At 69.7% G+C, this 25,806-nt stretch carries 27 protein-coding genes and 1 pseudogene; 12 read left to right on the forward strand and 16 right to left on the reverse strand.

What is annotated here, in order from left to right:
* Positions 1–69: 69 nt before the first annotated feature.
* The 7 genes from J5Y09_RS07220 to J5Y09_RS07250 form a co-directional block, all read right to left on the reverse strand.
* A complete protein-coding gene (locus J5Y09_RS07220) occupies positions 70–411 on the reverse strand; it encodes a Lin0512 family protein (protein WP_209351080.1) in 342 nt (113 codons plus the stop codon).
* Between the two features lie 13 nt (positions 412–424).
* Complete coding sequence (locus J5Y09_RS07225; protein WP_209351081.1) at positions 425–763, reverse strand: Lin0512 family protein; 339 nt, start codon at positions 761–763, stop codon at positions 425–427.
* A 676-nt stretch (positions 764–1,439) separates the two neighbouring features.
* Positions 1,440–1,652: a hypothetical protein gene (locus J5Y09_RS07230; protein ID WP_209351082.1), complete on the reverse strand. Its 213-nt coding sequence runs from the start codon at positions 1,650–1,652 to the stop codon at positions 1,440–1,442.
* A 154-nt stretch (positions 1,653–1,806) separates the two neighbouring features.
* A complete protein-coding gene (locus tag J5Y09_RS07235) occupies positions 1,807–2,688 on the reverse strand; it encodes a hypothetical protein (protein ID WP_209351083.1) in 882 nt (293 codons plus the stop codon).
* A gap of 18 nt (positions 2,689–2,706) precedes the next feature.
* Positions 2,707–3,606, reverse strand: coding sequence for a polyphosphate kinase 2 (gene ppk2, locus J5Y09_RS07240; protein WP_209351084.1), 900 nt, complete (start codon positions 3,604–3,606; stop codon positions 2,707–2,709).
* 40 nt (positions 3,607–3,646) lie between these two features.
* Positions 3,647–4,102: a hypothetical protein gene (locus J5Y09_RS07245; RefSeq protein ID WP_209351085.1), complete on the reverse strand. Its 456-nt coding sequence runs from the start codon at positions 4,100–4,102 to the stop codon at positions 3,647–3,649.
* A 148-nt stretch (positions 4,103–4,250) separates the two neighbouring features.
* Positions 4,251–5,834, reverse strand: coding sequence for a tetratricopeptide repeat protein (locus J5Y09_RS07250; RefSeq protein WP_209351086.1), 1,584 nt, complete (start codon positions 5,832–5,834; stop codon positions 4,251–4,253).
* 404 nt (positions 5,835–6,238) lie between these two features.
* Between J5Y09_RS07250 and J5Y09_RS07255 the strand changes: the two genes are divergently transcribed.
* The 10 genes and pseudogenes from J5Y09_RS07255 to J5Y09_RS07300 all read left to right on the forward strand — a co-directional run.
* Entirely contained in the window at positions 6,239–7,843 is a 1,605-nt protein-coding gene (locus J5Y09_RS07255) for a porin (RefSeq protein WP_209351087.1), read from the forward strand.
* Between the two features lie 237 nt (positions 7,844–8,080).
* A complete protein-coding gene (locus J5Y09_RS07260; protein WP_209351088.1) occupies positions 8,081–8,350 on the forward strand; it encodes a hypothetical protein in 270 nt (89 codons plus the stop codon).
* Positions 8,347–8,685 carry a DUF3300 domain-containing protein gene (locus J5Y09_RS24735; RefSeq protein WP_209351089.1) on the forward strand — a complete coding sequence of 113 codons (339 nt, stop codon included), beginning with the start codon at positions 8,347–8,349 and terminating at the stop codon, positions 8,683–8,685. Before J5Y09_RS07260 ends, J5Y09_RS24735 begins: the two co-directional genes overlap by 4 nt.
* Complete coding sequence (locus J5Y09_RS07270) at positions 8,682–9,863, forward strand: acetate/propionate family kinase (protein WP_209351090.1); 1,182 nt, start codon at positions 8,682–8,684, stop codon at positions 9,861–9,863. The genes J5Y09_RS24735 and J5Y09_RS07270 overlap by 4 nt, the downstream gene beginning before the upstream one ends.
* 67 nt (positions 9,864–9,930) lie before the next feature.
* Positions 9,931–12,195, forward strand: coding sequence for a formate C-acetyltransferase (pflB, locus tag J5Y09_RS07275; protein ID WP_209351091.1), 2,265 nt, complete (start codon positions 9,931–9,933; stop codon positions 12,193–12,195).
* Between the two features lie 10 nt (positions 12,196–12,205).
* Positions 12,206–13,042 carry a pyruvate formate-lyase-activating protein gene (gene pflA, locus J5Y09_RS07280; RefSeq protein WP_245216903.1) on the forward strand — a complete coding sequence of 279 codons (837 nt, stop codon included), beginning with the start codon at positions 12,206–12,208 and terminating at the stop codon, positions 13,040–13,042.
* A 13-nt stretch (positions 13,043–13,055) separates the two neighbouring features.
* Complete coding sequence (locus tag J5Y09_RS07285; protein ID WP_209351092.1) at positions 13,056–14,651, forward strand: aspartate:alanine exchanger family transporter; 1,596 nt, start codon at positions 13,056–13,058, stop codon at positions 14,649–14,651.
* Positions 14,652–15,530: a formate/nitrite transporter family protein gene (locus J5Y09_RS07290; RefSeq protein WP_209351093.1), complete on the forward strand. Its 879-nt coding sequence runs from the start codon at positions 14,652–14,654 to the stop codon at positions 15,528–15,530.
* A gap of 51 nt (positions 15,531–15,581) precedes the next feature.
* The gene (locus tag J5Y09_RS07295) at positions 15,582–16,106 is read left to right on the forward strand and encodes a hypothetical protein (protein WP_209351094.1); all 525 of its coding nucleotides are present in this window, start codon (positions 15,582–15,584) and stop codon (positions 16,104–16,106) included.
* Between the two features lie 82 nt (positions 16,107–16,188).
* Positions 16,189–16,449: pseudogene (locus J5Y09_RS07300) on the forward strand (transposase); the annotation flags it as partial.
* A gap of 105 nt (positions 16,450–16,554) precedes the next feature.
* Here J5Y09_RS07300 and def read toward each other — a convergent pair.
* Entirely contained in the window at positions 16,555–17,082 is a 528-nt protein-coding gene (gene def / locus J5Y09_RS07305; protein ID WP_209351096.1) for a peptide deformylase, read from the reverse strand.
* A 129-nt stretch (positions 17,083–17,211) separates the two neighbouring features.
* Here def and J5Y09_RS07310 point away from each other — a divergent pair, with 129 nt between their 5' ends.
* Both J5Y09_RS07310 and J5Y09_RS07315 read left to right on the forward strand, forming a co-directional pair.
* Complete coding sequence (locus J5Y09_RS07310; protein WP_209351097.1) at positions 17,212–17,670, forward strand: Hsp20 family protein; 459 nt, start codon at positions 17,212–17,214, stop codon at positions 17,668–17,670.
* An 80-nt stretch (positions 17,671–17,750) separates the two neighbouring features.
* The gene (locus J5Y09_RS07315) at positions 17,751–18,002 is read left to right on the forward strand and encodes a hypothetical protein (protein WP_245216904.1); all 252 of its coding nucleotides are present in this window, start codon (positions 17,751–17,753) and stop codon (positions 18,000–18,002) included.
* 36 nt (positions 18,003–18,038) lie between these two features.
* Here the strand turns inward: J5Y09_RS07315 and hpf are convergent, their stop codons facing one another.
* The 8 genes from hpf to J5Y09_RS07355 all read right to left on the reverse strand — a co-directional run bounded on the left by hpf (position 18,039) and on the right by J5Y09_RS07355 (position 25,729).
* A complete protein-coding gene (gene hpf / locus J5Y09_RS07320) occupies positions 18,039–18,623 on the reverse strand; it encodes a ribosome hibernation-promoting factor, HPF/YfiA family (protein ID WP_209351098.1) in 585 nt (194 codons plus the stop codon).
* A 100-nt stretch (positions 18,624–18,723) separates the two neighbouring features.
* Positions 18,724–20,199: an RNA polymerase factor sigma-54 gene (gene rpoN, locus J5Y09_RS07325; RefSeq protein WP_209351099.1), complete on the reverse strand. Its 1,476-nt coding sequence runs from the start codon at positions 20,197–20,199 to the stop codon at positions 18,724–18,726.
* 48 nt (positions 20,200–20,247) lie between these two features.
* Positions 20,248–21,006 (reverse strand): LPS export ABC transporter ATP-binding protein, encoded by a 759-nt coding sequence (lptB, locus tag J5Y09_RS07330; protein WP_209351100.1) that lies wholly within the window; start codon positions 21,004–21,006, stop codon positions 20,248–20,250.
* A complete protein-coding gene (locus tag J5Y09_RS07335) occupies positions 21,003–21,923 on the reverse strand; it encodes an LptA/OstA family protein (protein WP_209351101.1) in 921 nt (306 codons plus the stop codon). The genes lptB and J5Y09_RS07335 overlap by 4 nt, the downstream gene beginning before the upstream one ends.
* Positions 21,920–22,612, reverse strand: coding sequence for an LPS export ABC transporter periplasmic protein LptC (gene lptC, locus J5Y09_RS07340; protein WP_245216906.1), 693 nt, complete (start codon positions 22,610–22,612; stop codon positions 21,920–21,922). Before lptC ends, J5Y09_RS07335 begins: the two co-directional genes overlap by 4 nt.
* The gene (locus tag J5Y09_RS07345) at positions 22,609–23,592 is read right to left on the reverse strand and encodes a KpsF/GutQ family sugar-phosphate isomerase (protein WP_209351102.1); all 984 of its coding nucleotides are present in this window, start codon (positions 23,590–23,592) and stop codon (positions 22,609–22,611) included. The genes lptC and J5Y09_RS07345 overlap by 4 nt, the downstream gene beginning before the upstream one ends.
* A 103-nt stretch (positions 23,593–23,695) precedes the next feature.
* Positions 23,696–24,751: a malate/lactate/ureidoglycolate dehydrogenase gene (locus J5Y09_RS07350; RefSeq protein ID WP_209351103.1), complete on the reverse strand. Its 1,056-nt coding sequence runs from the start codon at positions 24,749–24,751 to the stop codon at positions 23,696–23,698.
* A gap of 3 nt (positions 24,752–24,754) precedes the next feature.
* On the reverse strand, positions 24,755–25,729 hold the full coding sequence (locus tag J5Y09_RS07355; RefSeq protein WP_209351104.1) for a tripartite tricarboxylate transporter substrate binding protein: 975 nt from the start codon (positions 25,727–25,729) through the stop codon (positions 24,755–24,757).
* Between the last annotated feature and the right edge of the window lie 77 nt (positions 25,730–25,806).

The following is a 25,806-nucleotide window of genomic DNA, read 5'->3' on the forward strand; positions in this document are numbered from 1 at the left end:
GAAGCGACCGACAGCGCCAAAGGTTCGAACCGCGTCCCCGGACGCAGGCGGAGCGTCAGCCGTCGCGGATCAAGGCAGGTCGAACCGCACCGCAATCGCCGCGGACGCGATCACGGCGAGGTCGTGGCTGTCCTCCGGCGGCACATCCAGGCCTCCCTTGACGGCCCTGGCGGTGACGACGCCGTAAGGCAGGGATCTGCGGACCGCCTCGATATCCACCCTGTCGGGTTGCTGCACGCCGATGGTGACCTCCACCTGCATGGTCTTGATGTCGAGGCCGAGTGTCCGGATGAACGCGAGCGAGGAATGGTGTAGGGCATCCTGCACCGCGCGCAGCGCCGCCTTGGTGTAGTCGCCGCCATGCAGGTCGTTGCCGGTGCCCATTTCGAGAATGATGCGCTTCAAGGCCATGATCCGGGGCGTCCTAGATGTCGAGCCGCACGATGGCGCAGCAATTGGCGATGACAGTCACGCCGGAGCCCTCGTCGTTGGGAATTTCGAGCCCCCCTTCCACGACGGTCACGAAGCCCGTGCCGTGGGGCAGGATGTCGAGCAACTGAGCCTTGTCGACCTCGTCGGGCCTTGGAACCCCGATGAGGACTTCGACCTGCATCGCGTCGACGGGCTGGTTCGCGACCGCGCCGATCGAGAGGGAATTGTGCCACAGGGCGTCGCGCAGCGCGCGGACCGCCGCCTTGGTGTAGTCCGCGCCACGAATATCGGTGCCCATCCCGATTTCGAGCACCATGCGCTTCAGCGCCATCACCCGATGTCCCCAAGGCCAGCGGACCCGCCCGATGCGGGTGGCTTGCCGCAGAGTCTAGCGGATGCAGATCAATGCCACCACGCATGCCGGACGCCGCATCGCGACGGCCGCCGCGGCTTCCGTGCGCTCAACAGGATGATCGCGGCCGCCGCCCGGCTTTGTTGCGCGATGGCGCGAGAGAAGGGTGGCGCAAGGATCTCATCAGGCGCGCGCGCCACCTTCGCCCCATCCCCGTTCCGCCTCCATTGCTGCCGGACTGCTCGCCAGGCTCGGCAGCGCCCTGTCGCGGGTTCAAGCCGAGGACGCGCAAGCGTTGTGATTTGCTGCTGACCGGTTAGGGACAGTCGCTTTGCGACAGGACCGGGCGGAGAGCGGACCATGACCTGCCCGACTCTCCCAACCTAACCCTAGGCAGCGTATTGCATCTCGGGGCAATGCAGGAATATGGGCATGATTCCCCGGCTGCGGCGCCTTTGGCCCGGCGCCGGCGTCGTCGCGGCAATGTCCCGAGTGTCTATCCATCCGAGGCTGTAGAGCACTGGATGCGTGATCAGCGGTCGCCACAGTGCCATGGCCTTCGTGGCAGCTTAGGAGACTATGGCGATGGTGTTCCCCGGACCGAGCGCAATTGCGCCTCGACCAACTGCCGGAAGGCAGCGGCGCGTCCCGCCCGTCATGAGCGCGACAGGCCGAGCCCCTGCGGATTCTCGCGTCGCGCCGAACCGCGGTCGAGTTCGTCGAGCGCGGATCCCTCGATCGCCGAACCGATATGGGCCAGGTAGCGCCGCACGGGCCCGGCGCGCTCGTCCTCATCGAGCAACTCCTCGAGCCCGATCAGCGCGGCGCGCAACCGCCGCAGCACCTGGATCGAGGTGATCCCGAACATCCGGCCAGCGCCATCATGCCGGACGCGATCGCCGGTAGCGCCGCGAGCGCCGAGGCGGCCGATATGCCAGGTTCGACATGGGGCAGCAGCGCATGCTCGAGCCTCGGCAGCGTCGCGGCCCGGAGGATGCTCGCCAGCATGTAGGCGATCGGGATCATCCAGACCGGCATGGCGTCGGACCTGCGGTGGCACCTCGCGCGAAGATCCGCGCGGCGACGAAGGCGCAGACCAGCTGCACCGGCAGGGCGAGCACGACCGCGACCACCGTCCGCTCGTCCGGCGCCTCCATCGCGAGCAGCGGCGCCAGCGCCGCGCCGAGATTGCGCGTGCACATGCCAAGCGCGAGCACGCTCCGTTCGTCCTGCGCGAGACCTCCGCCCGACCGGAAGGCCAGAAGGGTGAGCAGGCCCAGGAACAGAACTTCCGCTACGACGACCCGGTCGCCGAACGTCGCCGCCATGCTCCGGCCGTACACGACACCGCAGAGCAGCAGCAGCGCGAGGGCCCCGATCCCGCCCACGCCCTTGGCCCAGGGATGCAGGGTCGCGGCGATCGGCGGCGCCACCGCGAACATCGCCATGCCCGCGAGGAGGGGAAACAGCACCAGCATCAGGATCGGCTTCGCGACCGTCCAGGCATCCACCGTCAGGCCTGCGGCGACCAGCGGTGCCGCCACCGGCAGCAGGGCCACCGTGCCGAGCGCGGCCAGCAGCATCGTGGCTGCAGCGTAGCGCATGTCACCCCGCGCGCGCCGGACCAACATGGGCAGAAAGGGCGCACAGGGCGTCAGCGCGATGAGCATGAGCCCGGTCGTGTAGGACGGATCGAGAAGCAGGAGCTGGCCGATCATCCAGGCGAGCAAAGGCCCCGCTACGAAGCCGAAGGCCAGCACGCGCAGCAGAAAGGCGCCGTTGCCCATGCAGGCCAGCGCATCCCGCAGACGAAGCTCAAGCCCCATGTCGAGCAGCGAGCCCACCATGAAGGCGATGAGCGATATCCTCACCGCCAGCGCGAGAGCTGCGTCCAGGTCCTGCATCGCGACCCGCGGATCCCCTCAGCTGGCGTTCGGCGGCGTGCCCACGGTGTCCGGGATCACCTTCCAGGGATAGTCAGGCTCGACATAGTCGCCACGCTTCTGGCGCTTGGGCAGTTCCACCTTCTCGCGCTTCGGCGCCTCGTAGGGAATGTGGTGCAGCAGGTGACGGATGACATTCAGCCGCGCGCGCTTCTTGTCGTCGGAATGCACCACGTACCAGGGCGCCCAGGAGGAGTCGGTCGCCTTGAACATCGCGTCGCGGGCGCGGGAATAGTCATACCAGCGGCTGTAGGATTTGAGATCCATGGGCGACAGCTTCCACAGCTTGCGTCCGTCGTCGATCCGCGCCGCGAGCCGGCGGGTCTGCTCCTCCATGCCCACCTCGAGCCAGTACTTGAGCAGGATGATGCCGGAGTCGACCATGGCCTTTTCGACGCCCGGCGCCATGTCGAGGAAGTAGCGCACATGCTCGTCGTCGACGAAGCCCATCACCCGTTCGACGCCGGCGCGGTTGTACCAGGACCGGTCGAAGATCACGATCTCTCCCGCCGCCGGGAAGTGCCGGATGTAGCGCTGAATGTACATTTGCGATTTCTCGCGCTCCGTCGGCGCCGGAAGCGCGATCGTGCGGAAGACGCGGGGGCTGACGCGTTCGGTGATCGCCTTGATCGTGCCGCCCTTGCCTGCACCGTCGCGGCCTTCGAACACGATGCAGACGCGTGCGCCGGTCTTCTGCGTCCACATCTGCAGCTTCACCAACTCCACATGCAGGTCGTGAAGCGCCTTTTCGTAGGCCTTGCGGGTCAGCTTGCCGTCCGGCTTGAAGATCGACCGCTCCTTGCCGGCCGCTGCCCCGCCCGGCGCGCTCTCCTGTCTGGGTCGTACCTTCTTCCCGTCCTGCTTCTGCTTCTTCGACATCGTGGCTTCCACTTGGTCCGAGGGCAGGGGCGGAAGGCGATCAGCCTTCCTCGGGATGCTTCCAGCTCAGAAACCAGCCGCAATCTCCCGGCATGCCGCCAGGCCAGTCGACGATCTCGACCTGGAGTTGGAAGCCTCGCGGCTGCAGTTCCTTCACGTAGAATTCGAAGGCCCGCTTCGGGAATCCTTCGAGCCGCGCATACCAATTCGGGTCATGGGTGGTGATACCGCGCCCGGAATCGGGCAGCCATTCGGACGGGAACTGCAACACCTGCACGCGCTTCTCGCCGTTCTCGACGGCGCGGCGCACCACCGCCGCGATGCGCTCGAGCGCCTCGGGCTGCACCTCGCGCTCGTTGAAGGCTTCGCGCAACGCAGCGCGTTCGTCCTTCGCGGCCGCTTCCGCGGCGCGACGTTCGTCCTCCGCACGCTTCCGCTTCTGCGCGATCGTGTCCCAGATGGCCTGGACACTGAGGTTGGATGCATCGAGAGCCATGTCACCTCCGCCTTGCCTGTCGCCGAGCCGGCCACTGCCGACTGCTTGAGGCCTACGCTTCCCGAAGGAGCATAGCGGTGCGCACGGCGCGTGGCTGGAATATCCCTCCGCGCCGGGCGTACGTTACCGTGACGTGCGCCGCACCAGGTCAGCTCGCGCAAGTCATTGCAGGCGGGGCGCTCGCGCCCGCAGCCTTCGCGAGCCCGGCCGTCACCAGTTCCACAAGTCGCGGATGAAGGTTCCTTTGGGTGAGATCCGCCTTGGCGTGGAGGAGATAGTCCGGACGGATTGCGCGCAACGCCCTGACTGCCGTGGCGGCATCATGCCAAAGCCCCAGTTCCGCGGCCGCGACGGCCTCCGCCGCATACCCGTAGACCACGCCCGGCGCATCCACCTTGCGCGCCTCGCTCAGCGCTGCCTCGAAGCGGCCGTGCCAAAGATGCCAGAGCGCGAGGCCGATGCGGTAGGTGGAAGGCTGTGCCGGATTGCGCATGTAGGAGCCTTCGAGCAGCGGCACGGCCCTTTCCCAGTTCGCGAGGTTCGCGTACCGCACGCCGAGTTCCGCCATGATGTCCGTGTCGTTCGGATTGAGATGGAGGCCGGTCTCAAGTGCCGCGACGGCGCTGGGCACATCGCCTCCGAACCAGTAGGCCATGCCCAGTGCATGGTGGCTGTGGCTCGACAGCGGGGCGAGGTCGACCGCGCGCCGGCCGAGCGTCAGGGCCCGTGCGAGACACCCCGCCCTCTCGTCTCCGGCGACATAGCCGTATCGGTATCCGTCCGCGAGCAGGAGCGAGAGGCAGGCATACGCATCCGCGAAGCACGGTTCGCGGCGGATCGCGTCCTCGAGATCCTCGCGCAGCATGGCGAACATGCGGCGGTCGAAGGTGCGCCAGTACTGGTAGAAGCGGATGACGCAGTCATAGGCTGTCAGGCTTCTGACCGGCTTCCCTTCCACCTCCGGAGCCTTGTGGGCGTACAGCGCCCCGTAGGGCTGGGCGAGGCTGCGCACGACGGCGGAGGCGACTTCGTCGCGAGCCGTCGCGATCGCCGCGGGATCGAGGTCGTGCGTGAACAACCCGCCCCAGACGCAGCGACCCGTCCTCGCGTCGGTCAGCAGCACATCCGCGGTGAAGCGGTCCCCGGACACGCAGGTACCTCCGGTGACCACGTAGTCCGGATCGAGCGATCCTCCGTGCGGCTCCGGAGACATCGCCGTCTCCGCGCCGAACACGAGGAGCTGCGTGTACCGCGTGAGACCCACGATGACCTGCCGCGTGAAGCCCCGCGTGAAGCTTGGGTAGGCGGAGTGGTCTCCCTCCTCGTCGAACGGGCGAACGAGGATTGCGGGTCCGCTTCTGCCGGCAACCGGTACGTCGGTGCGTGACGGCGCCTCTCTGCCGACCTCGAAGGACGGCACATAGGAGCCGCGGGGAATGGAGATCCGGACCATCTCTCCGGACCCGGCCATCAGGTAGAAGCGCTCGAGCGCGCGCCGCAGCCGGCCGGCTTCGATCCGGACAATCGAGTCCACCTGAGGGTCGAAATCGGCCTGGCGACCGAAGACCAAGGTCGCGATCGCGTAGGCCTTGATGCGGTCGGCGCGGCCGGCCAGCGTCTCCTCGACGATGTAGCTGAGAAAATGTCGATTGCGCGACGAGGCGTCGAACGCCCGGGAGTCGAGGATCCTCGCCAGTTCCCGGCGAATGGCAGCTTCATCCAAGCCGCTCATCTTATCTCTCCCCAGACCGCCGGGCACATGGAACCAGGCTACGCCACCGAAAGTATTGTCGATCATCAATGAGGCCGTCGACTGCGGAATTCGTCGCATCCCGAGAATGAAACGCGTGCATCACGGTGCGGACGCTTGCGGAAGCTGCGTCGGGCGATCGCGATGTTACCGTGACGTACTCCCGGCAACATCGGTGCACGGCCCCCAATGTGTCCGTGCCATGGAACTCCGCCCACGCTCAACGCGCCGGCTCGTTGCCCTGGACAGGCGAGCGCAAGCGGCGCTCCCGGGGCGGGCGCTTGCGATGCGCCGGGGCGTGCGCGCGGGGTTGGGGCACGGAGCTCGCCGCGGGGATGATCGAATGACGAAGCACATTTGCTTCGCCGGGAACGAGGCTTGAACGCATGCAGCAGCGCAGGCGTGCCGGACTGTTTCTCGCAACCGGGGCTGGCATCGCCGCTCTCTCGGGGGCTTCGCCGGCCCTCGCGCAGACCACGGAAGATCTCCTGCGCCGCATCGACGCCCTGCAAAGACGGGTTGAGGAACTCGAGAGCGCGCGGCGCACCGAGCCGCGCACAGCGCGCACGACGGCGCCTCCGGCGGTCGCGCCCGCCTCACGCGCGTCTCGCCCCGCCGCGCCGGCTGCCGCGCCGGTCGTGGCCGCCGCGGCCCCTCCGCCGCAGACGCCGCGCGTCACGCGGGAGGAAGTCGACGAGGCCCTGCGCGGAAGCCTGCCCGGTTCCTGGCGGGTACCGGGCACCGACACTTCCGTGCGGCTCTATGGCTTCGGCAAGGCCAGCATGTGGAGCGGCGTGAACGTCCGCGATCGCGGCGATGCGCCCGCGGTGCAGGGCATACCGCTTGCCGGCAGCGCCGCCGACCAGCAGGGCGGGGACCTCAACTTCACGGCCCGGCGCTCACGCATCGGGTTCGAGACGCACACGCCCTCCGAGTGGGGGCCGATCCTGACGCGCGTCGAACTCGACTTCGCCGGCGACCTGCCGAGCGCCTCGGGCGCCGCAACCTCCTCGGGCTACATGCCGAGGCTGCGCCATGCGTTCGTGGAAGTGGGAGGGGACGTCTTCCGCGTGCTCGTCGGCCAGTCGAACAGCCTGTGGAACGAGGGCCTGATCGAAACCTTGAGCGACGCGACCTTCCTGAACGCCTCGGCCGTGCGCCAGGCGCAGATACGCCTGACCGGCCGGCTCGCGGACGGCCTGACGGGACAGGTCTCCATCGAGGCACCCTATACGGACTACACGAGCACCGCCGGGACCTTCTATCCGGACTCGACCTTCGACGGCGGCGCCAGCCCAGCCTTCAACCAGGTGCCCGACCTTCTCGGCCGCCTGACCTATCGCGGGGATTTCGGCGAGGCGTCGCTGCGCGGCGTCGTGCGGCAGCTCAAGGTGGAGACGGACGGGACAGCGGCCGCAGGGGCGGGTTCGCAGAGCACGATCGGCTGGGGTTTCGCCCTGAACACGAACCTCGCGCTGCGAAATCTATGGCAGGGCTTCGGCCACGACCAGCTGATCGGCATGGCCTATTACGGCGAGGGGATCGGCCGCTACTTCGACTCCGCCTATGCCGGCCAGGGCGCGTACACGAACCTCGGGCTTCCGGGCGCGACCACAAGCTTCAGCCTCGATGCCACGCCGGTCTGGGGCTTCCTTGTCGGTTACCGGCTCGCTTGGCTGACGCAACTGCGCAGCACCTTCGCCTACGCCTACGCGCGGCAGGAAAATCCCACCTACGTCTCGGCCTTCGCACAGGGATCCGCGGCGGCGCTCGCCGCAAACCGCGAGATGCAGATGGCGGTCGCCAACCTGATCTGGAGCCCCTTCGCGCGGGAGACGGGCGGGCGGCTGTCCAACGGCTGGCTCGATGTCGGCGTGGAATACATCTTCTTTCGTCGTGACATCGAAGGCGGCGCCGCCGCCGCAGGCGGGGCTCTGTCCGGCCACGGCATCGAGCACCGGGTACAGACCAGCCTGATCGCGCGCTTCTAGCGGAGCGCGGTCGCGTGCGAATTCCATACGGCGCGGCTGTTTCGGACAGGCGACGCGCCGCGCTTGGGACCATGTCGAGGAACGCTCCGCGATGGCGCATGGCGGCCATCGACGGCCACGGGTGAGACCGCATCGATCCACGTGGATGCCGGCGGGCGACGCTTGAAGTCACCGTGACGTACTTACCCTCACCTGGTCACCACGGCGCAAATGAGGGTGGTCCGAAGAGCAACGACGATGCCATCCGCGCCTTCACACAGCCCCGAACTCGCGATCGTCCTCGACGTCTTTCCCGATGAGGCGCCGCTGGTGAGGCGACTCTTCCTGGCGGACCCGGCCTTCCGCAGCGCCTGCGAGGACTACCGCCTCGCGCGGGACGGCCTCGAGTCCTTTGAACGCCTTCGGCGCGAAGGCCCGCGCCCTGAAGTCGAGGACTACCAACGCGTCGTACGCGAACTGGAGAGCGAGATGCGTGGAATGATCCGATCGGCACGGGGTCGAACGTGACCGGCTTCGACGCAGCGCGTTCTTCCGAGCGCGGTCCGGCGACGGTTACTTCCGCCAGCAACGGCGTGATCCGGCACGGGCCTTCGCTGCGTCATCGATTGCTGACGATCGCCGTATGCACTGCCCTCGGGGCCGCGACGGCGTTGGGGCAGGTGCTTGCGCCGATCGCGCTCCATCCCGACCAGCTGCTGACGCAGATGCCGACGGCGGCGAGCTACCCGCTCGAGATCGTGCAGGCGAAGCGCTGGCGTGATCGCGATGCAAGCCTCTCGGACGAGGCCCCGAGCCCCCTCGTCCCCATCGTCGCCGCCGCCCGGCAGGAACGCGCGGCATGACCGAGGGTGTGGTCGTCGTCCTGAATGCCGGTTCCTCCTCGCTCAAGTTCTCGTTGTACGAGGGTGATGCCGTCCTGCTATCGGGGCAGGTGGACGGCATCGGCCTGCGGCCGCGCGTCATGGCGCGCGACGGCGCGGGAACGAAGCTTGCGGTGCCCGACCTCGCCACCGACCCGCCCGGCACGCCCGCCGAGGCGCTGCTCGCCCTGCTGCCGTGGCTGCGCGAGCACCTGGGCGGCCGGCCGCTCCTTGCGCTCGGCCATCGCGTCGTGCATGGCGGGCAGCATCACGACCGCCCGCGGCGCGTGACACCGGCGCTGATCGAGGAGCTCGCGGCGCTATCGCCACTCGCGCCGCTGCACCAGCCGCACAATCTCTCGCCCATTCGCGCGGCGCAGGACCGCGTGCCGGACGTGCCGCAGGTGGCGTGCTTCGACACCGCCTTCCACCGCACCATCCCCGAGATCGCGCAGGTCTTCGCCCTGCCGTTCGAGATGGCCGCGCGCGGCATTCGTCGCTACGGATTCCACGGGCTGTCCTACGAATACATCGCCTCGGTGCTGCCCGAGGTGGCGCCCGACCTTGCGACGGGGCGGGTGGTCGTGGCGCATCTCGGCAACGGTGCCTCGCTCTGCGCGTTGCAAGGCGGGCGGAGCGTGGCGACGACGATGGGGTTCTCGGCACTCGACGGGCTGCCCATGGGCACGCGCTGCGGCGAGATCGACCCGGCCGTCGTGCTGCATCTGATGCGCGAGGATGGGCTCGACATCGCGGGCGTCGAGGCGTTGCTCTACCGGCGCTCGGGCCTGCTCGGCCTGTCCGGGCTGTCGTCGGATTTCCGCGACCTGCTGGCCAGCGATGATCCGCGCGCGCGCTTCGCGATCGACGTCTTCGTCTATCGCGTGGCGCGCGGCATCGGCTCGCTCGCCGCCGCGCTGGGCGGGTTGGACGCGCTCGTGTTCACCGCCGGGGTAGGGGAGAACGCGGCACCGATCCGCGCGGCCGTATGCGACGCGTGTCGCTGGCTCGGCATCGAGATCAATGAAACGGCGAACGCGATGAAGGCGCCGGTCATCACGCGCGCCGGCAGCCGCGTCGCGGCATATGTCATCCCGACCGACGAGAACCTGATGATCGCGCGCCACACGCGCGCGCTGCTGGCAGGTTCAAGCGAATGACGCACGGCGCGGCCTCACCGGGTACCGGACGAGACCGCGCAGAAGATCTGGCAAGGGAGAAACGCTCATGGAAGGCGTGAACATCGACATCGCCGCCCTGAAGGAGGCGCGCTGCTGGCGTGGCTTCGAACAGGGCCGCTGGACGAATGTGATCGACGTTCGGGACTTCATCGTCCGCAACATGGCGCCCTATACGGGCGACGAAGGTTTCCTCGCCGGCCCCTCGGAGCGCACCAAGGCGGTCTGGGCGGCACTGCAGCCGCTCTTCGCTGCCGAACGCACGAAGGGCGTGCTGGACGTCGATGCCACGACGCCGTCCCACGTGCTGGCGCACGCCCCCGGCTACATCGACCAGGCCAATGAGGTCATCGTCGGCCTGCAGACAGACAAGCCCTTCAAGCGCGCGATCTTTCCCGCCGGCGGGCTGCGCATGGTCGAAGCCGGCCTCAAGGCCGCTGGCTTCCCGGCCGACCCCGCGGTGCACGAGGCCTTCACGAAGTACCGCAAGACTCACAATGACGGCGTCTTCGACGCCTACACGCCCGAGATCATGCGTTGCCGGAAATCAGGCATCATCACCGGCCTGCCCGATGCCTATGGCCGCGGGCGCATCATCGGTGACTACCGGCGCGTCGCGCTCTACGGCATCGACCGCCTGCTCGCCGCCAAGCAGGAGGAGCGCGCCCAGGTCGACGAGATGTGGCCGAACGACGAGGTGATCCGCACGCGGGAGGAACTCGCCGAGCAGATGCGCGCGCTGGCCGATCTCGCGGAGATGGGCCGGCGCTACGGCTGCGACATCTCGCGCCCGGCCGAGACGGCGCGCGAGGCGGTGCAGTGGACCTACCTCGCCTATCTCGGCGCCATCAAGGAAGCGAACGGCGCGGCCATGTCGATCGGCCGCATCTCGACCTTCCTCGACATCTACATCGAGCGCGACCTGAAGGAAGGGACGCTGGACGAGGCGGGCGCGCAGGAGCTGATGGATCAGCTCGTGCAGAAGCTGCGCATCGTCCGCTTCCTGCGCACGCCGGACTATGATGCGCTGTTCAGCGGCGACCCCTACTGGGCCACCGAATGCGTCGGCGGCATGGACATGGACGGGCGGACGCTGGTGACGCGCAGCAGCTACCGGATCCTGCACACGCTGACCAACCTTGGCCCGGCGCCCGAGCCCAACATCACGGTGCTCTGGTCGAAGAACCTGCCCACGGCGTTCAAGCGATACTGCATCAGGATCAGCCGCGACACCTCGTCGCTGCAGTACGAGAACGACGACCTGATGCGGCCCTACTGGGGCGACGACTACGGCATCGCCTGCTGCGTCTCGGCCATGCGCCTCGGCAAGCAGATGCAGTTCTTCGGTGCGCGGGTGAATCTCGCCAAGTGCATGCTCTACGCCATCAATGGCGGGCGGGACGAAGTCAGCGGCGATCAGATCGCTCCGGCCTCGGCGCCGATCACCGCTGACGTGCTCGATTACGCGGAGGTCGATGCGAAGTTCGACGCCACCATGGAGTGGCTGGCGCGCACCTACGTGCATGCCATGAACTGCATCCACTACATGCATGACAAGTACTTCTACGAACGGCTCGAGATGGCGCTGCATGACCGCGACATCCTGCGCACAATGGCCTTCGGCATCGCCGGGCTGTCGGTGGTGGCGGACAGCCTTTCGGCCATCAAGCATGCCAAGGTGCATGTGATCCGCGACGACAGGGGCCTCGCGGTGGACTACCGGATCGAGGGCGACTTCCCGAAATTCGGCAATGCCGACAGCCGGGTGGACGACCTCGCGGTGGACATCGTCTCCCGTTTCATGGCGAAGATCCGCAAGCACCCGACCTACCGCAACGCGGTGCACACCCAGTCGGTGCTGACCATCACGTCGAACGTCGTCTACGGCAAGGCGACCGGCAACACGCCGGACGGTCGCCGCAAGGGCGAACCCTTCGCGCCGGGTGCGAACCCGATGCATGGGCGGGACGACCATGGCTGGCTCGCCTCCTGCATCTCGGTCGCGCGGCTGCCCTATGCCGATGCGCAGGACGGCATCAGCTACACTGTCTCGGTTGCGCCGACCCTGGCACGGCGGGACCAGGAAGCCACCATCGACAACGCCGTGCGCGCCTTCGACATGTATTTCGGCCAGGGCGGCTTCCACATGAACCTCAACGTCCTGTCGAAGGAGACGCTGGAGGACGCGATGGAGCATCCGGACAAATACCCGCAGCTGACCATCCGGGTCTCCGGCTACGCGGTGAACTTCGTTCGGCTGACGCGAGAGCAGCAGCTCGACGTCATCCGCCGCACCTTCCACGCCTCCTACTGAGGAGAGAGCCATGCGCGAAGTCGAAGGCGACGGCATGGTGAAGGTCGGCAGCCGCTTCGACCTTCGCACCAACCAGGCCCCCGATGCCCCGGAGACCGAGGGGTTCGAAGGCCCGAAGGAAACTCATGGCTGGGTGCATTCCTACGAGACGGGATCGACCGTCGATGGCCCCGGCGTGCGCGTCATGCTGTTCATGTCGGGCTGCTTCCTGCGCTGCCAGTACTGCCACAACCCGGACACCTGGCACCTGAAGGACGGCACCGTCATCGAGCTGTCCCACGCCATCAAGCGGCTGCGCGATTTCGCGCCTGCGCTGCGCGCGATGGGCGGTGGGCTCACAATCTCGGGTGGGGAGCCGCTGGTGCAGATCGGCTTCACTCGCGGCCTCTTTGCCGCGGCGAAGTCGATGGGGCTGCACACGGCACTGGACACTTCGGGCTTCCTTGGCCACCGCGCCGACGATGACTACATGAAGAACGTCGACCTCGTACTGCTCGACATCAAGAGCGGCGACCCCGACACCTACCGGCGCGTGACAGGCGCGGAACTGGCCCCCACGCTGCGTTTCGCGGAACGGCTGAATGCGATGGGCAAGGCGGTCTGGGTGCGGTTCGTCCTGGTCCCCGGCCTGACCGACGCGCCGGACAACATCCGCAAGGTGGCGGATTTCGTGGCGCCGATGAAGAACGTGGAGTGGGTGGAGGTCCTGCCCTTCCACCAGATGGGCGCCTTCAAGTGGAAGTCGCTTGGCCTGGACTACAAGCTCGCCGATACGCCGACACCGACGCAGGACCAGGTGCAGGCGGCGCTGGAGATCTTCCGCGCCGCTGGGTGCCGGGCGCGGTGAGGGGATCGGGCACATGATGGCCTTCGTCAGCGACCTGCTCGGCAGCCAGCCGATCCTCTCCCTGTTCCTCGCGATCGGCCTCGGCTACGCGGTCGGGCAGATCAGCATCCTCGGCTTCTCGCTCGGCATCGGGGCGGTGCTCTTCGTCGGGCTGTTCATCGGCGCCATCGCACCGAAGGCGAGTATCGCCGGGCCGATCGGGCTGATCGGCCTGATCATGTTCCTCTACGGCATCGGCATACTCTACGGCCGGCAGTTCTTCGAAGGGCTGCGCGGCGCGGGGCGCGTCTACAATCTGCTCGCCCTGGTCGCGGTCGTGGCAGGGCTGGTGGTGGCGCTGTTCTTCGGCTGGATCTTCGGCGTGCGGCTCGGCCATACGCTCGGCATCTTCGCCGGCTCGATGACCAGCACGGCGACGCTGCAGGCCGCGCTCGATGTCATGAAGAACAACGAGCCCTCGATCGGCTACTCCGTCGCCTACCCCTTCGGCGTGATCGGGCCGATCCTCTGCTTCTATTTCCTCACGCGGAATGTGAAGCCGACCTTCCCGCCCAAGCCAGCCCGTTTCCACATGGGCGAGGTCACCATCGAGCGCCTGCCCGCGGCCGGCAGCACGCTTGGCAAGGTGATGGCGCTGCTGCCGGAGGGTGTGCAGGTCGCGACGGTCAGGCAGGATCACCGCAACCGCCTGCCGGATGCGGACCTCGAACTGCATGTCGGCGATGCGCTCATGATCGCGGCGGACCGTGCCGAGGCCATAGAGGAAACCGCGGCGCTGCTCGGTCGCCTCGATCCCGGCCGGATCGCCAAGGATCGCGCCGACCTCTCCTACCAGCGCTACTTCGTCTCCAAGGCATCGCTCACGGGCCGGAAGCTCGACGAGATCCCGATGCCGGAGGGGACCGAGATCCGCATCCTGCATGTCCGGCGCTACGACGTGGACCTGGTGCCTTCCCCGGACCTGATGCTCGAGATCGGCGATCGCGTCGGCGTGCTGGTGCCGGCGGACCAGGTCGCCAAGGCCCGCGCGCATTTCGGCGATACCGTGAAGTCGGCCGCCGAGTTCTCCTATGTCTCGGTCGGCTTCGGCATGGTGCTCGGCGTGCTGCTCGGGCTGGTGCCGATCCCGATCCCGGGAGTCGGCACGGTCACGCTTGGCATCGGCGGCGGACCGCTGATCGTGGCGCTGATCCTGGGGCGGCTGCGGCGCACGGGGCCGATATCCTGGGTGATGCCGCTGCCGGCGAACATCGTGCTGCGCAATTTCGGACTCACGCTGTTCCTTGCGAGCGTCGGGATCAACTCGGGCCAGTCCTTCGTCACCACCGTGGCGTCGCAGGGGCCGCTGCTGCTGATCATCGGCGCGCTGGTGCTGTTGACCACCGTCGGGATCGTGCTGGGTGTGGGCTACTACCTGCTGAAGCTGCCCTATGACGACCTGCTCGGCGTTGCCTCAGGCGCCACGGGCAACCCGGCCATCCTGGTCTATGCCACGCGCATGGCGCCGACCGAACGGCCCGACATCGGCTACGCGATGATCTTTCCCTCGGCGACGATCGTGAAGGTGATCGCCGTGCAGATCATCGGCCTGATCGCGTTGGGGGGCTGAGTGCCGGATACGCGCACCGGCGCCCTGGCGGGGATCGAGGGGCGCCTGCCGCCGGAGATCGCGGCCAAAGCGGAAGCCGACGGCGTCGCCAAGGCGGGGCAGGACAGCATCACGCTGCTGACGCTGGGCCTGCTGGGCGGCGCCTTCATCTCCTTCGGGGCGATCTTCTCCAACATCGCCCTCACTGGCGCGGAAGGCGCGCTGCCCTTCGGTCTGGCGCGTGTCGTGGCGGGCCTTGTCTTTGCGCTGGGCCTCGCACTGGTGCTGCTGGGCGGCGCCCAGATATTCACTGGCGACGTGCTGATGGTCATGGCCTGGGCGAGCGGGCGACTAGGCCTCATGCGCGTCGTGCGCGCCTGGGGGTTGGTGTGGCTTGGCAACCTGGCCGGCGCGGTCGGCACGGCGGTACTGGTATTCCTTGCGCAGCATCACCTCTTTGGCAGCGGGCAGGTAGGCGTAACGGCGTTGCGCACGGCGCAGGCCAAGGCAGCGCTGCCCGTCGGCCAGGCCTTCCTGCTGGGAGTGCTGTGCAACGCGCTGGTCTGCATGGCCGTGTGGCTTTCGCTGTCATCCCGCCTGCCGGCGCATCGCATGATTCTCGTGATTCTGCCGATCGCCGCCTTCGTCGCCGCCGGCTTCGAGCACGCCGTGGCGAACATGTACTTCATTCCATTCGGACTGCTGATCAGGTCGTTCGCCGCGGAGGCGTACTGGCAGGCCGTTGGCCTCGATCCGGCAGCCTTCGACGCTCTCCGCATCGGGTTGGTGATTCGCAATCTGGCGGCCGTCACCTTCGGCAATATCGTGGGCGGCGCGGTGCTCGTGGCAGGCGTCTATTGGCTGCTATACCGGCGCGGGCGGGCCGCCGGCGCGGCATGAGGGGGGAGGCGCTGCCTGTATCGCGCCGCGCCGTTCGGGGGAGAACCGACCATGACATTTCCACGCACGAGACGCGCGTTCATCCGCGGCGCGATGCTGTCGCTGTCCGCGCCCGTTGTCGTGGCCTGCGTCGCGCCGCCGGACCCGACGCCGCAAGCCGAACCGCCGCCTCCTCCGCCGTTGCTCGGCAGCATCGCCGCGCATGGCATGGTCGAGGATGCGTCCGTGGAGACGCGCCAAGTGGTCATCCGGACCGCAGGGGGCGCTTTGGTGGACGTCTCGCTGGGGCGGGACTTCAGAGGCATGGAACGCCTCCGCCCAGGCCAGCGCGTGGTTGTCGAGTACGATGCGCGCGGGGCCGTGCGGCTCGGGCTTTCAAGGCCAGCCGCCGGCTTCGAGGCGGGGCGCATCCAGGGCACGATCGAGGAGGTTCTGCCCGGCGGGCGCGTGGTCGCGATCTCGGACCGGCAAGGCATCGTGGTGACCTTCGAGGTTCCGGATCGTTCGATGATGGCCTTCGTGGCACGCCTGCGGCGCGGCGACGATGTCGCGGTGACAGTACTGGAGCGGCGGTAGTTCGCGACTGGTCCTGAACCCGGAAACTGGTCCGTCGGGAGAACAACTTTTTCGGGCACTCTGACGGATTGGACAAAGTGCCATGAAGAGGAAGCGGTCAACGGAGGAACAGATTGCCTTCCCGCTGCGACAGGCGGGGAGGGGGACGGCAGTGGAGGAAAACTGCCGCAAGCTCGGGGGGCAGACCCGACATTCTACCGATGGAAGAATCGGTTCGCTGGAATGGGCGTTGCAGAGTTCCGGCGGCGACAAGCAGGTCGAGGATGAGAACGCCAAGCCGAAGCGGCTGGTCGCGGATCTGACGCTCGCCAAGACCATGCGGCAGGACATGCTGCGCCGTCAGTGGTGATCGGCGCCTACCCAGCCCAGGCTCGGCGTATCGAGCATCTGCGAACGCTCACATTCTCGGCAAAAGGGGGGCGGGGCAGGCGGAGCCCTCCCCGCCATCCTACGCCCGTTCCTTGGCCTTGAGGTCCTTGGCGAGCCGGCGCAGCAGCATGTTGCGCTTCAGCGCGCTCAGGTAGTCCACGAACAGCACGCCATCGAGATGATCGACCTCGTGCTGCAGGCAGGCGGAGAGCAGGCCGTCGCCCTCAACCTCCCGCCGCGCACCTTCCAGGTCGAGGTAGCGCACCTTCACCGAGGCCGGCCGGGTCACGTCGGCGTATTGGCCGGGCAGGGACAGGCAGCCTTCCTCCCGCGTCGCGACCTCCCGGCTGGCGGCCACGATCTCCGGGTTCACCAGCACCATGGGCTGGCGCTGCTCGTCCTTCTGGAGGTCGATGACGACGAGCCGCAGCATCTCCCCCACCTGCGGCGCGGCCAGGCCGATCCCGGGCGCGGCGTACATGGTCGCGAGCATCCGGTCGGCGAGGTCCCGTACCCGGCCGGGGTCCGTCGCGGCCACGGGCTTCGCCTTCGCCCGCAGGCGCGGGTCGGGGACGAACAGGATGGGCAGCGTGGGGGTGTCGGTCATGGCGGCAGGCCGGGCATCTAGACCCCGCGGAGGCCCCTTGCAACGGGGCCCGCGCCGGCCAAGATTTCCTGGGTCGGCGGGGTGCTTCGGGTCCCGCCTTCCGCTTCGCTCTCGGATGAGGAGGCCTTCGTGTCGCGCCCTTCGCTCTTCGGCTCGCCCCTGTTCCTCGGCTTCGACCACCTCGAGCAGATGCTCGACCGGGTCGGCAAGAACGCCGATGGCTACCCGCCCTACAACATCGAGCAGACCGGCGATAACCGGCTGCGCATCACGCTCGCCGTCGCCGGCTTCTCGATGGACGACCTGCAGATCACGCAGGAGGACAACCAGCTCGTCATCCGCGGCCGGCAGAAGGACGAATCGGAAGGCCGGATCTTCCTCCATCGCGGCATCGCCGCCCGCCAGTTCCAGCGCGCCTTCGTGCTCGCGGAAGGGATGGAGGTGGAAGGCGCCTGGCTCGACAACGGGCTGCTGCACCTCGACCTCAAGCGCCCGCAGCCGGAAAGCCGCGTGAAGACCATCCGCATCGGCGCCCGCGGCAACGGCGCCGCGCCGGGCGTGCTGGAAGGCCGGCCGGAGAACGGCTGACCCTTCCCCCCAACCGGGCCCTTCCGGGCCGGACAGCGCCGCGCGGGCCCCTTCGGGACGACGCGGCAGGAGAGACCGAGATGACCGACCATGAATTCGACGACCGCGACGAGGACGCCCTGCAGCCCGAGATGCTGCGCGCGCTCTCCCCGCTCGACTGGGCGCGCTATGGCGCGGCGAGCATCGCCTACGCCCGGCCCGTGCTGGTGAACGGCCAGCGCGCGGTGGCGATCCACGCGGCGGACGGCACCCAGATCGGCGCCGCGCCGACCCTGGCGCTGGCCACCGCCGCGATCCTGCAGCACGGCCTGGGGCCGGCGCTGGTGCATTGAGCGCGGGGAGGGCGTCGCCGCCCTCCCCTTCGCCGGTCACGCCCCTTCGGGATCGATCCAGCCGACGTTGCCGTCCTGGCGGCGATAGACGACGTTGAGCGCGCGCGTCGCCTTGTTGCGGAACATCAGGACGGGCACATGCGCGAGGTCCATGCGCATCACCGCCTCGCCGACCGTGAGAAGGGCTATCTCGGCCGGATGCTCGGCGACGATCGCGCCGTGGTCGGCGCCGTTCGGGGTGGGGGCCTCGGCCTCCTCCTCCGCCTCGGCGCGGATGACGGTCTCGCGCCCGGCGGGCGCGGTGTCGCGGTCGGGCGCGGCGGAGCGCGCATGCTCGTTCACGCGTCGTCGGTAGCGGCGCAGGCGCTTGGCGAGGTGCTCGGCCGCTTCCTCGAAGGCGCGGTGCGCGTCGGGCCCTTCGCCCTCGCCGCGCATCATCAGCCCGCGCCCGGCCTTGAGGTTGATGTCGCAGGAGAATTGGGAGCGGTTGCGGTGGAAGGTGACGTTCGCTTCCAGCGCATGGTCGAAATACTTGCGCGTGATGGCCTCGAGGCCATCACGCACATGGACCTTCAGTGCTTCGCCTGTTTCGACCTGCTTGCCTGCGACCGTGACGTGCATGGGGCTGAGCCCTCCTTCTTCATGGAAGGGGAGGGGCCGCCCCGATGGCGACCTGGCACCGGTCCGCATCCTCCGCGCGGGCCGCTCAGGCTTGGTCGGATCAGGCCGGGACGGCCTTCTCCCTTTTGCGCTGCACCGATGATGGGATGCGCAGCGCGTCGCGGTATTTGGCCACGGTTCGCCGGGCGATGTCCACGCCTTCCGCGCGCAGCCGCTCCACGATGGCGTCATCGGACAGGATGTCGTCCGCGGTCTCCGCGTCCACCATCGCCTTGATCCGGTGGCGCACGGCCTCGGCGCTGACGGAATCGCCCCCGGCCGTGCCCGCGATCGCGGTGGTGAAGAAGTACTTCAGCTCGAAGGTGCCGCGCGGCGTCGCGATCGCCTTGTTGGAGGTGACGCGGGAGACGGTGCTCTCGTGCATCCCCACCTCCTCGGCCACGTCGCGCAGGATCAGCGGGCGCAGATGCGCGATGCCGTGGCGGAAGAACCCGTCCTGCCGACGCACGATCTCGGAGGCCACCTTCAGGATCGTCGTCGCCCGCTGCTCGAGCGACTTCACGAGCCACGACGCGGTCTGGAAGCGTTCTGCGAGCCAGGCCTTCTCGTCGCGGGACTTCACGCCGACCACGGCGCGGGCATGGAAGCCACGGTTGACCAGCACGCGCGGCAGCGTCTCCGGGTTCAGCTCGACGATCCAGCCATCGCCCGGGCCGCGGCGCATCAGCACGTCGGGCACCAGCGTCGGCGCCGGCGGAGCGTCGAAGGAAGCACCCGGCTTGGGGTCGAGCCGGCGGAGCTCGGCGACCATCTCCGCCATGTCCTCGGCATCCACCCCGCAGGCGCGCTGCAGGCCCTTGAGGTCGCGGCGCGCGAGCATCTCGAGGTTGTCGAGCAGCGCGGCCATCGCCGGGTCGTAGCGGTTGCGCTCCTCAAGCTGCACCATCAGGCATTCGCGCAGGTCGCGGCAGAACATCCCCACCGGGTCGAAGCGCTGCATGCGCCGGCGCACGGCCTCGACCACCGCCTCCTCGCAGCCGAGCGCCGCGGCGACCGTCGCGCTGTCCACCGGCAGGCGGCCCGCCGCATCGACCAGAGCGAGGAAATTCGCCGCGATGACGCGGTCGCGCGCGTCGGAGAAGGTCAGGCGCAGCTGCTCGGCCAGGTGCTCGCGCAGGTTCTTCTCCGGCGCGGCCATCGCCTCGATGCCGGAGAGGTCGTCCTCGAAATCCGCGCGCCCGCCACTGCCCATGGGCGGCGTGCCGGCGTCGTAGACATTGTCCCATTCGGTATCGAGCGGGCCGGCGTTCTCCGCCGGCAGCACGTCGGACCGCGCGGCCTCGGCGGCATCCGGCGCCTCGACGGCGGCGGGCAGGGGGTCGGTGGTGCGGCCGGCATCGGGGCCCGGCGGCTCGCGCTCGTCGCGCTCGAGCAGCGGGTTGCGCTCCAGCTCCTCCTCGACGAAGGCCGCGACCTCGATGTTGGAGGATTGCAGCAGCTTGATCGCCTGGCGCAGCTGCGGCGTCATCACCAGCTGCTGCGAATGGCGAAGGTCGAGGCGCGGCGCCAGCGACATCAGGCGCCCCCGCGTTCCGCTGCGCTCGACCGCGTCATGGCGTGCGTGTCAGAGGCTGAAGCGTTCGCCGAGATAGACGCGGCGCACGCCCTCATGCGCGACGATGTCGCGCGGGGAGCCTTCCATCAGCACCTGGCCGTCGTGCAGGATGTAGGCGCGGTCGATGATCTCGAGCGTCTCGCGCACATTGTGGTCGGTGATCAGCACGCCGATGCCGCGGTCCTTCAGGTGCTTGACCAGGTCGCGGATCTCGCCGACCGCGATCGGGTCGATGCCGGCCAGCGGCTCGTCCAGCAGGATATAGGCGGGGTGCGTCGCCAGCGCGCGGGCGATCTCGCAGCGCCGCCGCTCCCCGCCCGAAAGCGCGAGCGCCGGCGCGCGGCGCAGGTGGGAAATGCCGAATTCCGCCAGCAGCGCGTCCAGCATCTGCTCCCGCCGGTCGCGCACGGGCTCGACCACCTCGAGAGCGGCGCGGATGTTGTCCTCGACGTTCAGGCCCCGGAAGATCGAGGCTTCCTGCGGCAGGTAGCCGATGCCCAGCCGCGCGCGCCGGTACATCGGCAGCGTCGTCACGTCGTGGCCGTCCATCAGCACCTGGCCTTCGTCCGGCTGGACGAGGCCCGTGATCATGTAGAAGGTCGTGGTCTTGCCCGCGCCGTTCGGGCCGAGCAGCCCGACCGCCTCGCCGCGCTTGACCGAGATCGACACGCCGCGCACGACCGGCCGCTTCTTGTACCGCTTGCCCAGGCCCTTCGCGACGAGGCCGCTCGACGCCGCCCCTTCGACCACGCGCAGCCCGTCGGTCACCGCGGCGTCTCCTGCTGCCCCGGCTGCCCCGGCTGCGGTTGACCCTGCTGGGGCACGACCAGCCCCTGCACGCGGGCGCCGGGGGCGGAGACGAGCCGCGCGACGCCGGTCTGCATGTTCACGATGGCCTCCTGGCCGGTCAGGGTGTTGTCGCCGCGGGTGATGCGAACGGTGCCGAGCAGCCGCGCGAGCCCGGTGGCCGGGCTGTAGACGCCGCGATCTCCGCGCACCACCTCCTCGGCCGTGCGGATCTCGACATTGCCGTAGGCCTCGACGCGCTCGATCGAATTGGTCCGCTGTTCCGCCCCACCTTGCGCGGCGGCCGGCTGCGGCCGCGGCGGGGGCTGCGCCCCGGGCGCGGCGCTTTCCGCGAAATAGGCGACGAGCGTGTCGGCGCGCACGCGGCGCCCGTCATTCGTCACCACCACGGCGTTGCCGCGCGCCACCGCCATGCGGCGGGCGGACCAGTATTCCACGCTGTCGCGCGCCGTCATGGTGTTGTCGGGCGTGACGAGCCGCAGCGCCTGGCCGGTCATGACCATGACCGCCTGGTCGATGTCGTAGACGGCGCGATCGCCTTCCGCGCGGTCGGTCGCGCTGGTGACGGTGACGTTGCCCTCGGCTTCCAGGCGCCAGATCTCGCCGCCGCCGCCGGGGCTCTCGGCGGGTGCGCGCTGCGCGGCTTCGGTCGCGCCGCCGCGCGGGCGGTAGCGGGCGAGCAGCCGGTCGGCGTCCACCGTCACGCCGCCGCGCACCGCGCGGGCCGCGCCGCGCGCGATCACCACCTGCTCCGCCTGGCGCCATTCGATGCCGTCGGTCGCGGTGACCTCGATCGGGCCGCCCTGGCTGAGGTCGATGCCCTGGCCCAGGGCGGGCGTGGCGGCCAGCAGCGCCGCCGCGAACAGCGCGCGCCTCATCGCCCGCCCTCCAGGATCGCCCGCGCGCGGCCGGTGAAGACCACCACCTGCCCGCGCTCGGTCAGGCGGAAGCCCTCGCTCACCAGCGTGCCGAAGGGGCCTTGCGCGGCGACCGGCCGGTCGCCGGAGGCCGAGCCTTCCTTCAGGTCGATCTCCGCCGCCTCGGTCACCAGCATGTTCCCGCCATCCTGCCAGAGCGTGACCTCGCCCGAGAGGTCGAGCCGGTTGGCCCCCTTGTCGAAGCGCCCGTCGCGGCTTTCGAGCAGCACCCAGGACCCGTCCGTCAGCAGGATGTCGGCGCGCGGGCGCTCCAGGTCGACGATGTCGGCCTGGTCCGTCTGCGCGGCGACATTCGCCGTGACGGTGAAGGGCCGGTTCTGCTCGTCCAGGCCCTGGTAGCGGGGCTCGACCATCCGCACCGCGTCCGGCTGGGCCTGGAGCACCCGGCGGAAGGACACGCGGGCGCGGTCCTCCATCCGGTCCAGTTCCGGCCAGACGGCGATGCCCAGCAGCAGCCCGGCGCCGGCCAGCGGCAGCAGCCATTTCGCGAGCCGCACCGCGAGGCGGCGCCGCGCGATCTGCGCCGCGGAGGGCGCCCAGCGCTCGCGCGACGGCGAGAGCATCCGCCGCGGCGGCTGCGCGGGGCCGCTCGCGCGCAGCGGCGGCGGGCCGGGGCGGGGTTCCGTCATGCCACGCCCGCCCGCAGCAGGTCGTGGATGTGCAGGATGCCGACCGGCCGCCCATCGGCATCCACGACGAAGACGGCCGTGATCGACCGCGCGTTCATCAGGTGCAGCGCCTCGGCCGCCAGGGTCTCGGGCTGCACGGTGCGCGGGGCGCGCGTCATGACCTGTTCCGCGGTGCGGCCGAGCAGGGCGGCGCCGCCCCCGGCCTCCAGCGCGCGGCGCAGGTCGCCATCGGTGATGATGCCGAGCAGCCGCCCATCCGCCCCCAGCACGCCGAGGCAGCCGAAGCGCTTGGCCGTCATGGCGACGATCGCGGCGTCCATCGCCGTGCCGGGCGGGGCAAGCGGCAGTTCCGCCGGCCCGTGCATCAGGTCCCGCACGCGCGACAGCCGCGCGCCGAGCTTGCCGCCCGGGTGGAACACCCGGAAATCCGCCGCGGTGAAGCCGCGCCGGGTCAGCAGCGCGACCGCGATGGCATCGCCCAGCGCCAGCTGCATGGTGGTGGAGGTGGTGGGCGCGAGGCCCATCGGGCAGGCTTCCGGCGCCTCGGGCAGCACCAGGGCGACATCCGCCGCGCGCGCCAGCGTGCTGTCCGCCCGGCCGGTGATGCCCACCAGCGGCAGGCCGAAGCGCTTGGCGTGGCCGACCAGGTCGGCGAGTTCCGGCGTCTCCCCCGAATTGGACAGGGCGAGGACCGCATCCCCGGCCACGATCATGCCGAGGTCGCCATGCGAGGCTTCGGCCGGATGGACGAAGAGCGCCGGGGTGCCGGTGGAGGCCAGCGTCGCCGCGATCTTGCGCGCCACATGGCCGGACTTGCCCATGCCGGTGACGACGACGCGGCCGGTCGCGCCGGACAGCAGGGAGACTGCCTGGGCGAAGCGCTCGTCCAGGCTGTCGGAGAGGGAGGCCAGGGCCTCGGCCTCCAGCGCCAGGACGCGGCGCGCGGCCTCGAGGTCGGGGTGCGGGGACGGGGCGTTCACGGCGCCTGTATGGTGCGTGGGCGCCGGAGGGTCAACAAAAGCCACACAAGAATCGTGCCAAAGGCGGGGCGGCGGGGCCGGCGATCCGGCCCCGCGCCGGGGCTCAGGCGGCCTTCGGGATGCGCGTCAGGCCCAGGCTCTCGGCGGCCGCGACCAGGTTGCCCCAGGTGGTGGGATCGACCGGGATGCCGTCCGCCAGCCGCGTCGCCTTGGTCAGGCGTTCCTTCTCCCCGGCGACCAGGACCGGGGCCTCGGGGTCGGCGGGCGGGCTCGCCTTCAGGTCGGCGACGATCCCTTCCACCTCATCCCGGAAGGCGCCGAGGTCGCGGAAGCGCCCGGGGTCCAGCACGATGGCGAGCCAGGCGTTGACGATGCCGCGGTCGGCCGGGTGGCCGTGCCGGGCGGTGTGGCCGCCGAGCAGCGCGCCGGCCAGGATCTCGCACATCATCGCAAGGCCATAGCCCTTGTGCGCCCCGAAGCTCCGCAGCGCGCCGCGGGGTTCGTCGCGGTACAGCACGCCCGGGTCGGTCGTCGGCCGCCCCTTCGCGTCCACCAGCGCGCCCTCGGGCACAGGCAGCCCGGCATTGAAGGCGACCCGGCACTTGCCGAGCGCGATGGCGCTGGTCGCGAAGTCCAACACCAGCGGCGGGGTGCCGGGGATGGCGATGCAGACCGGGTTGGTCGAAAGCCGCCCGTCGCTGCCGCCGAAGGGCGCGACCGCGCCGGGGCCCGAGACGCCGTTGACGAAGTGCAGCGAGATCATCCCCGCCGCGGCCGCCTGTTCGCCATAGGTGCCGATGCGGCCCAGATGGTGCACGTCCTTCAGCCCCATCACGGCCATGCCGTTGTCGCGCGCCGCGCCGATCGCCCAGTCCATGGCGATGCGGCCGACGCGCTGGCCATAGCCCCGCCCGCCGTCGAAGACGGCCAGCGACGCGTCCTGCCGCTCGGCGCGCGGGGCGACGTTCGGGACCAGCTTGCCTTCGCGCACATGCTGCACGTAGCGCGGCAGCAGCATGATGCCGTGGCTGTCATGCCCCTGCAGGTTCGCTTCCAGCAGATGGGCGGCGACCTCCTCGGCCTCCTCCGGCGCGCTGCCGCAGGCGGCGACGACATCGACCAGCAGGGCGCGCAGCGCCCCGGCTTCCACACGCGGCATGGATCAGGATTCCCGCCAGGGGCGGCGTTGCCACAGGCCGCGCAGGTCGCGTTCCAGCGCGACGACGTCGCTGCGGTACTCGTCGCCGATGCGCGGCGCGAGCGGCAGGCCGAGCCGGTCCGCCTCGGCGACGAAGCCGGCATCGGCCATCGCCTCGCGGAAGGCGGCGGTCAGCCGCGCGACGATCTCGGCGGGCATGTTGGGCGGGCCGACCATGCCGCGCGTGGCACCGCTGATCAGGTTCTGCCCCTGCTCGCGGAAGGTCGGCACGTCCGGCGTGCCGGACCAGCGGGTCAGCGACGCCTGGCCGAGCGCGCGGATCCGCCCGTCCCGCAGCAGGGCGAGGCTCTCGCTCATGTTGAACGCGCCGACCTGCAGGTGCCCGCCGATCAGCGCGGTGGACAGCGGCGCCATGCCGTTGAAGGGCACATGCGTCATGGGCGGCATGCCGGCCCGGTCCTCGAGCGCGATGACCAGCAGGTGGTCGTCCGAGCCGATGCCGGTCGAGCCGTAGGAGATCGCGCCCGGCCGCGCCTTGGCCGCGGCCACCAGGTCGGCCAGCGTGCGCAGAGGCGAATTGGCCGCGACGAACAGCCCGCCCGGGTCGTCCACGACATTGGCGATGAAGGTGAAGTCGAGCGGCCGGTACCGGACCTGCCGTTCCATCGGATAGGTCACCAGCGCCGGCACGCTGGTCGCGGCCAGGGTGTAGCCGTCCGGCGCCGCGCCGAAGGCCACTTCCCAGCCCAGCTGCCCGCCGGCGCCGGCGCGGTTGACGACCAGGAAGCGCGACCCCGGCAGCTTCGCCTGTACCGCCGGCAGCACCACCCGCGCCATGGTGTCCACCCCGCCCCCGGGCGGGTAGGGGACGATGACCTCGATCGGCCGGTCGGCGGGCCAGGCGGCGAGGGCATGGCGGGGCGCGGCGAGGCTTCCGGCGGCTGCGAGCAGCCCGAGCGTGGCCCGGCGGGTGGTCATGGCGGTTCCTCCTCTGGTCCTTTGCCCCGAGTGTGGCGACGCGGCGCCCCGGCGGCAAACCCAAGTGGGAATCGGGG

Origin of the sequence: Roseomonas nitratireducens (assembly GCF_017813355.1) — a bacterium.
Lineage (GTDB): Bacteria > Pseudomonadota > Alphaproteobacteria > Acetobacterales > Acetobacteraceae > Neoroseomonas > Neoroseomonas nitratireducens.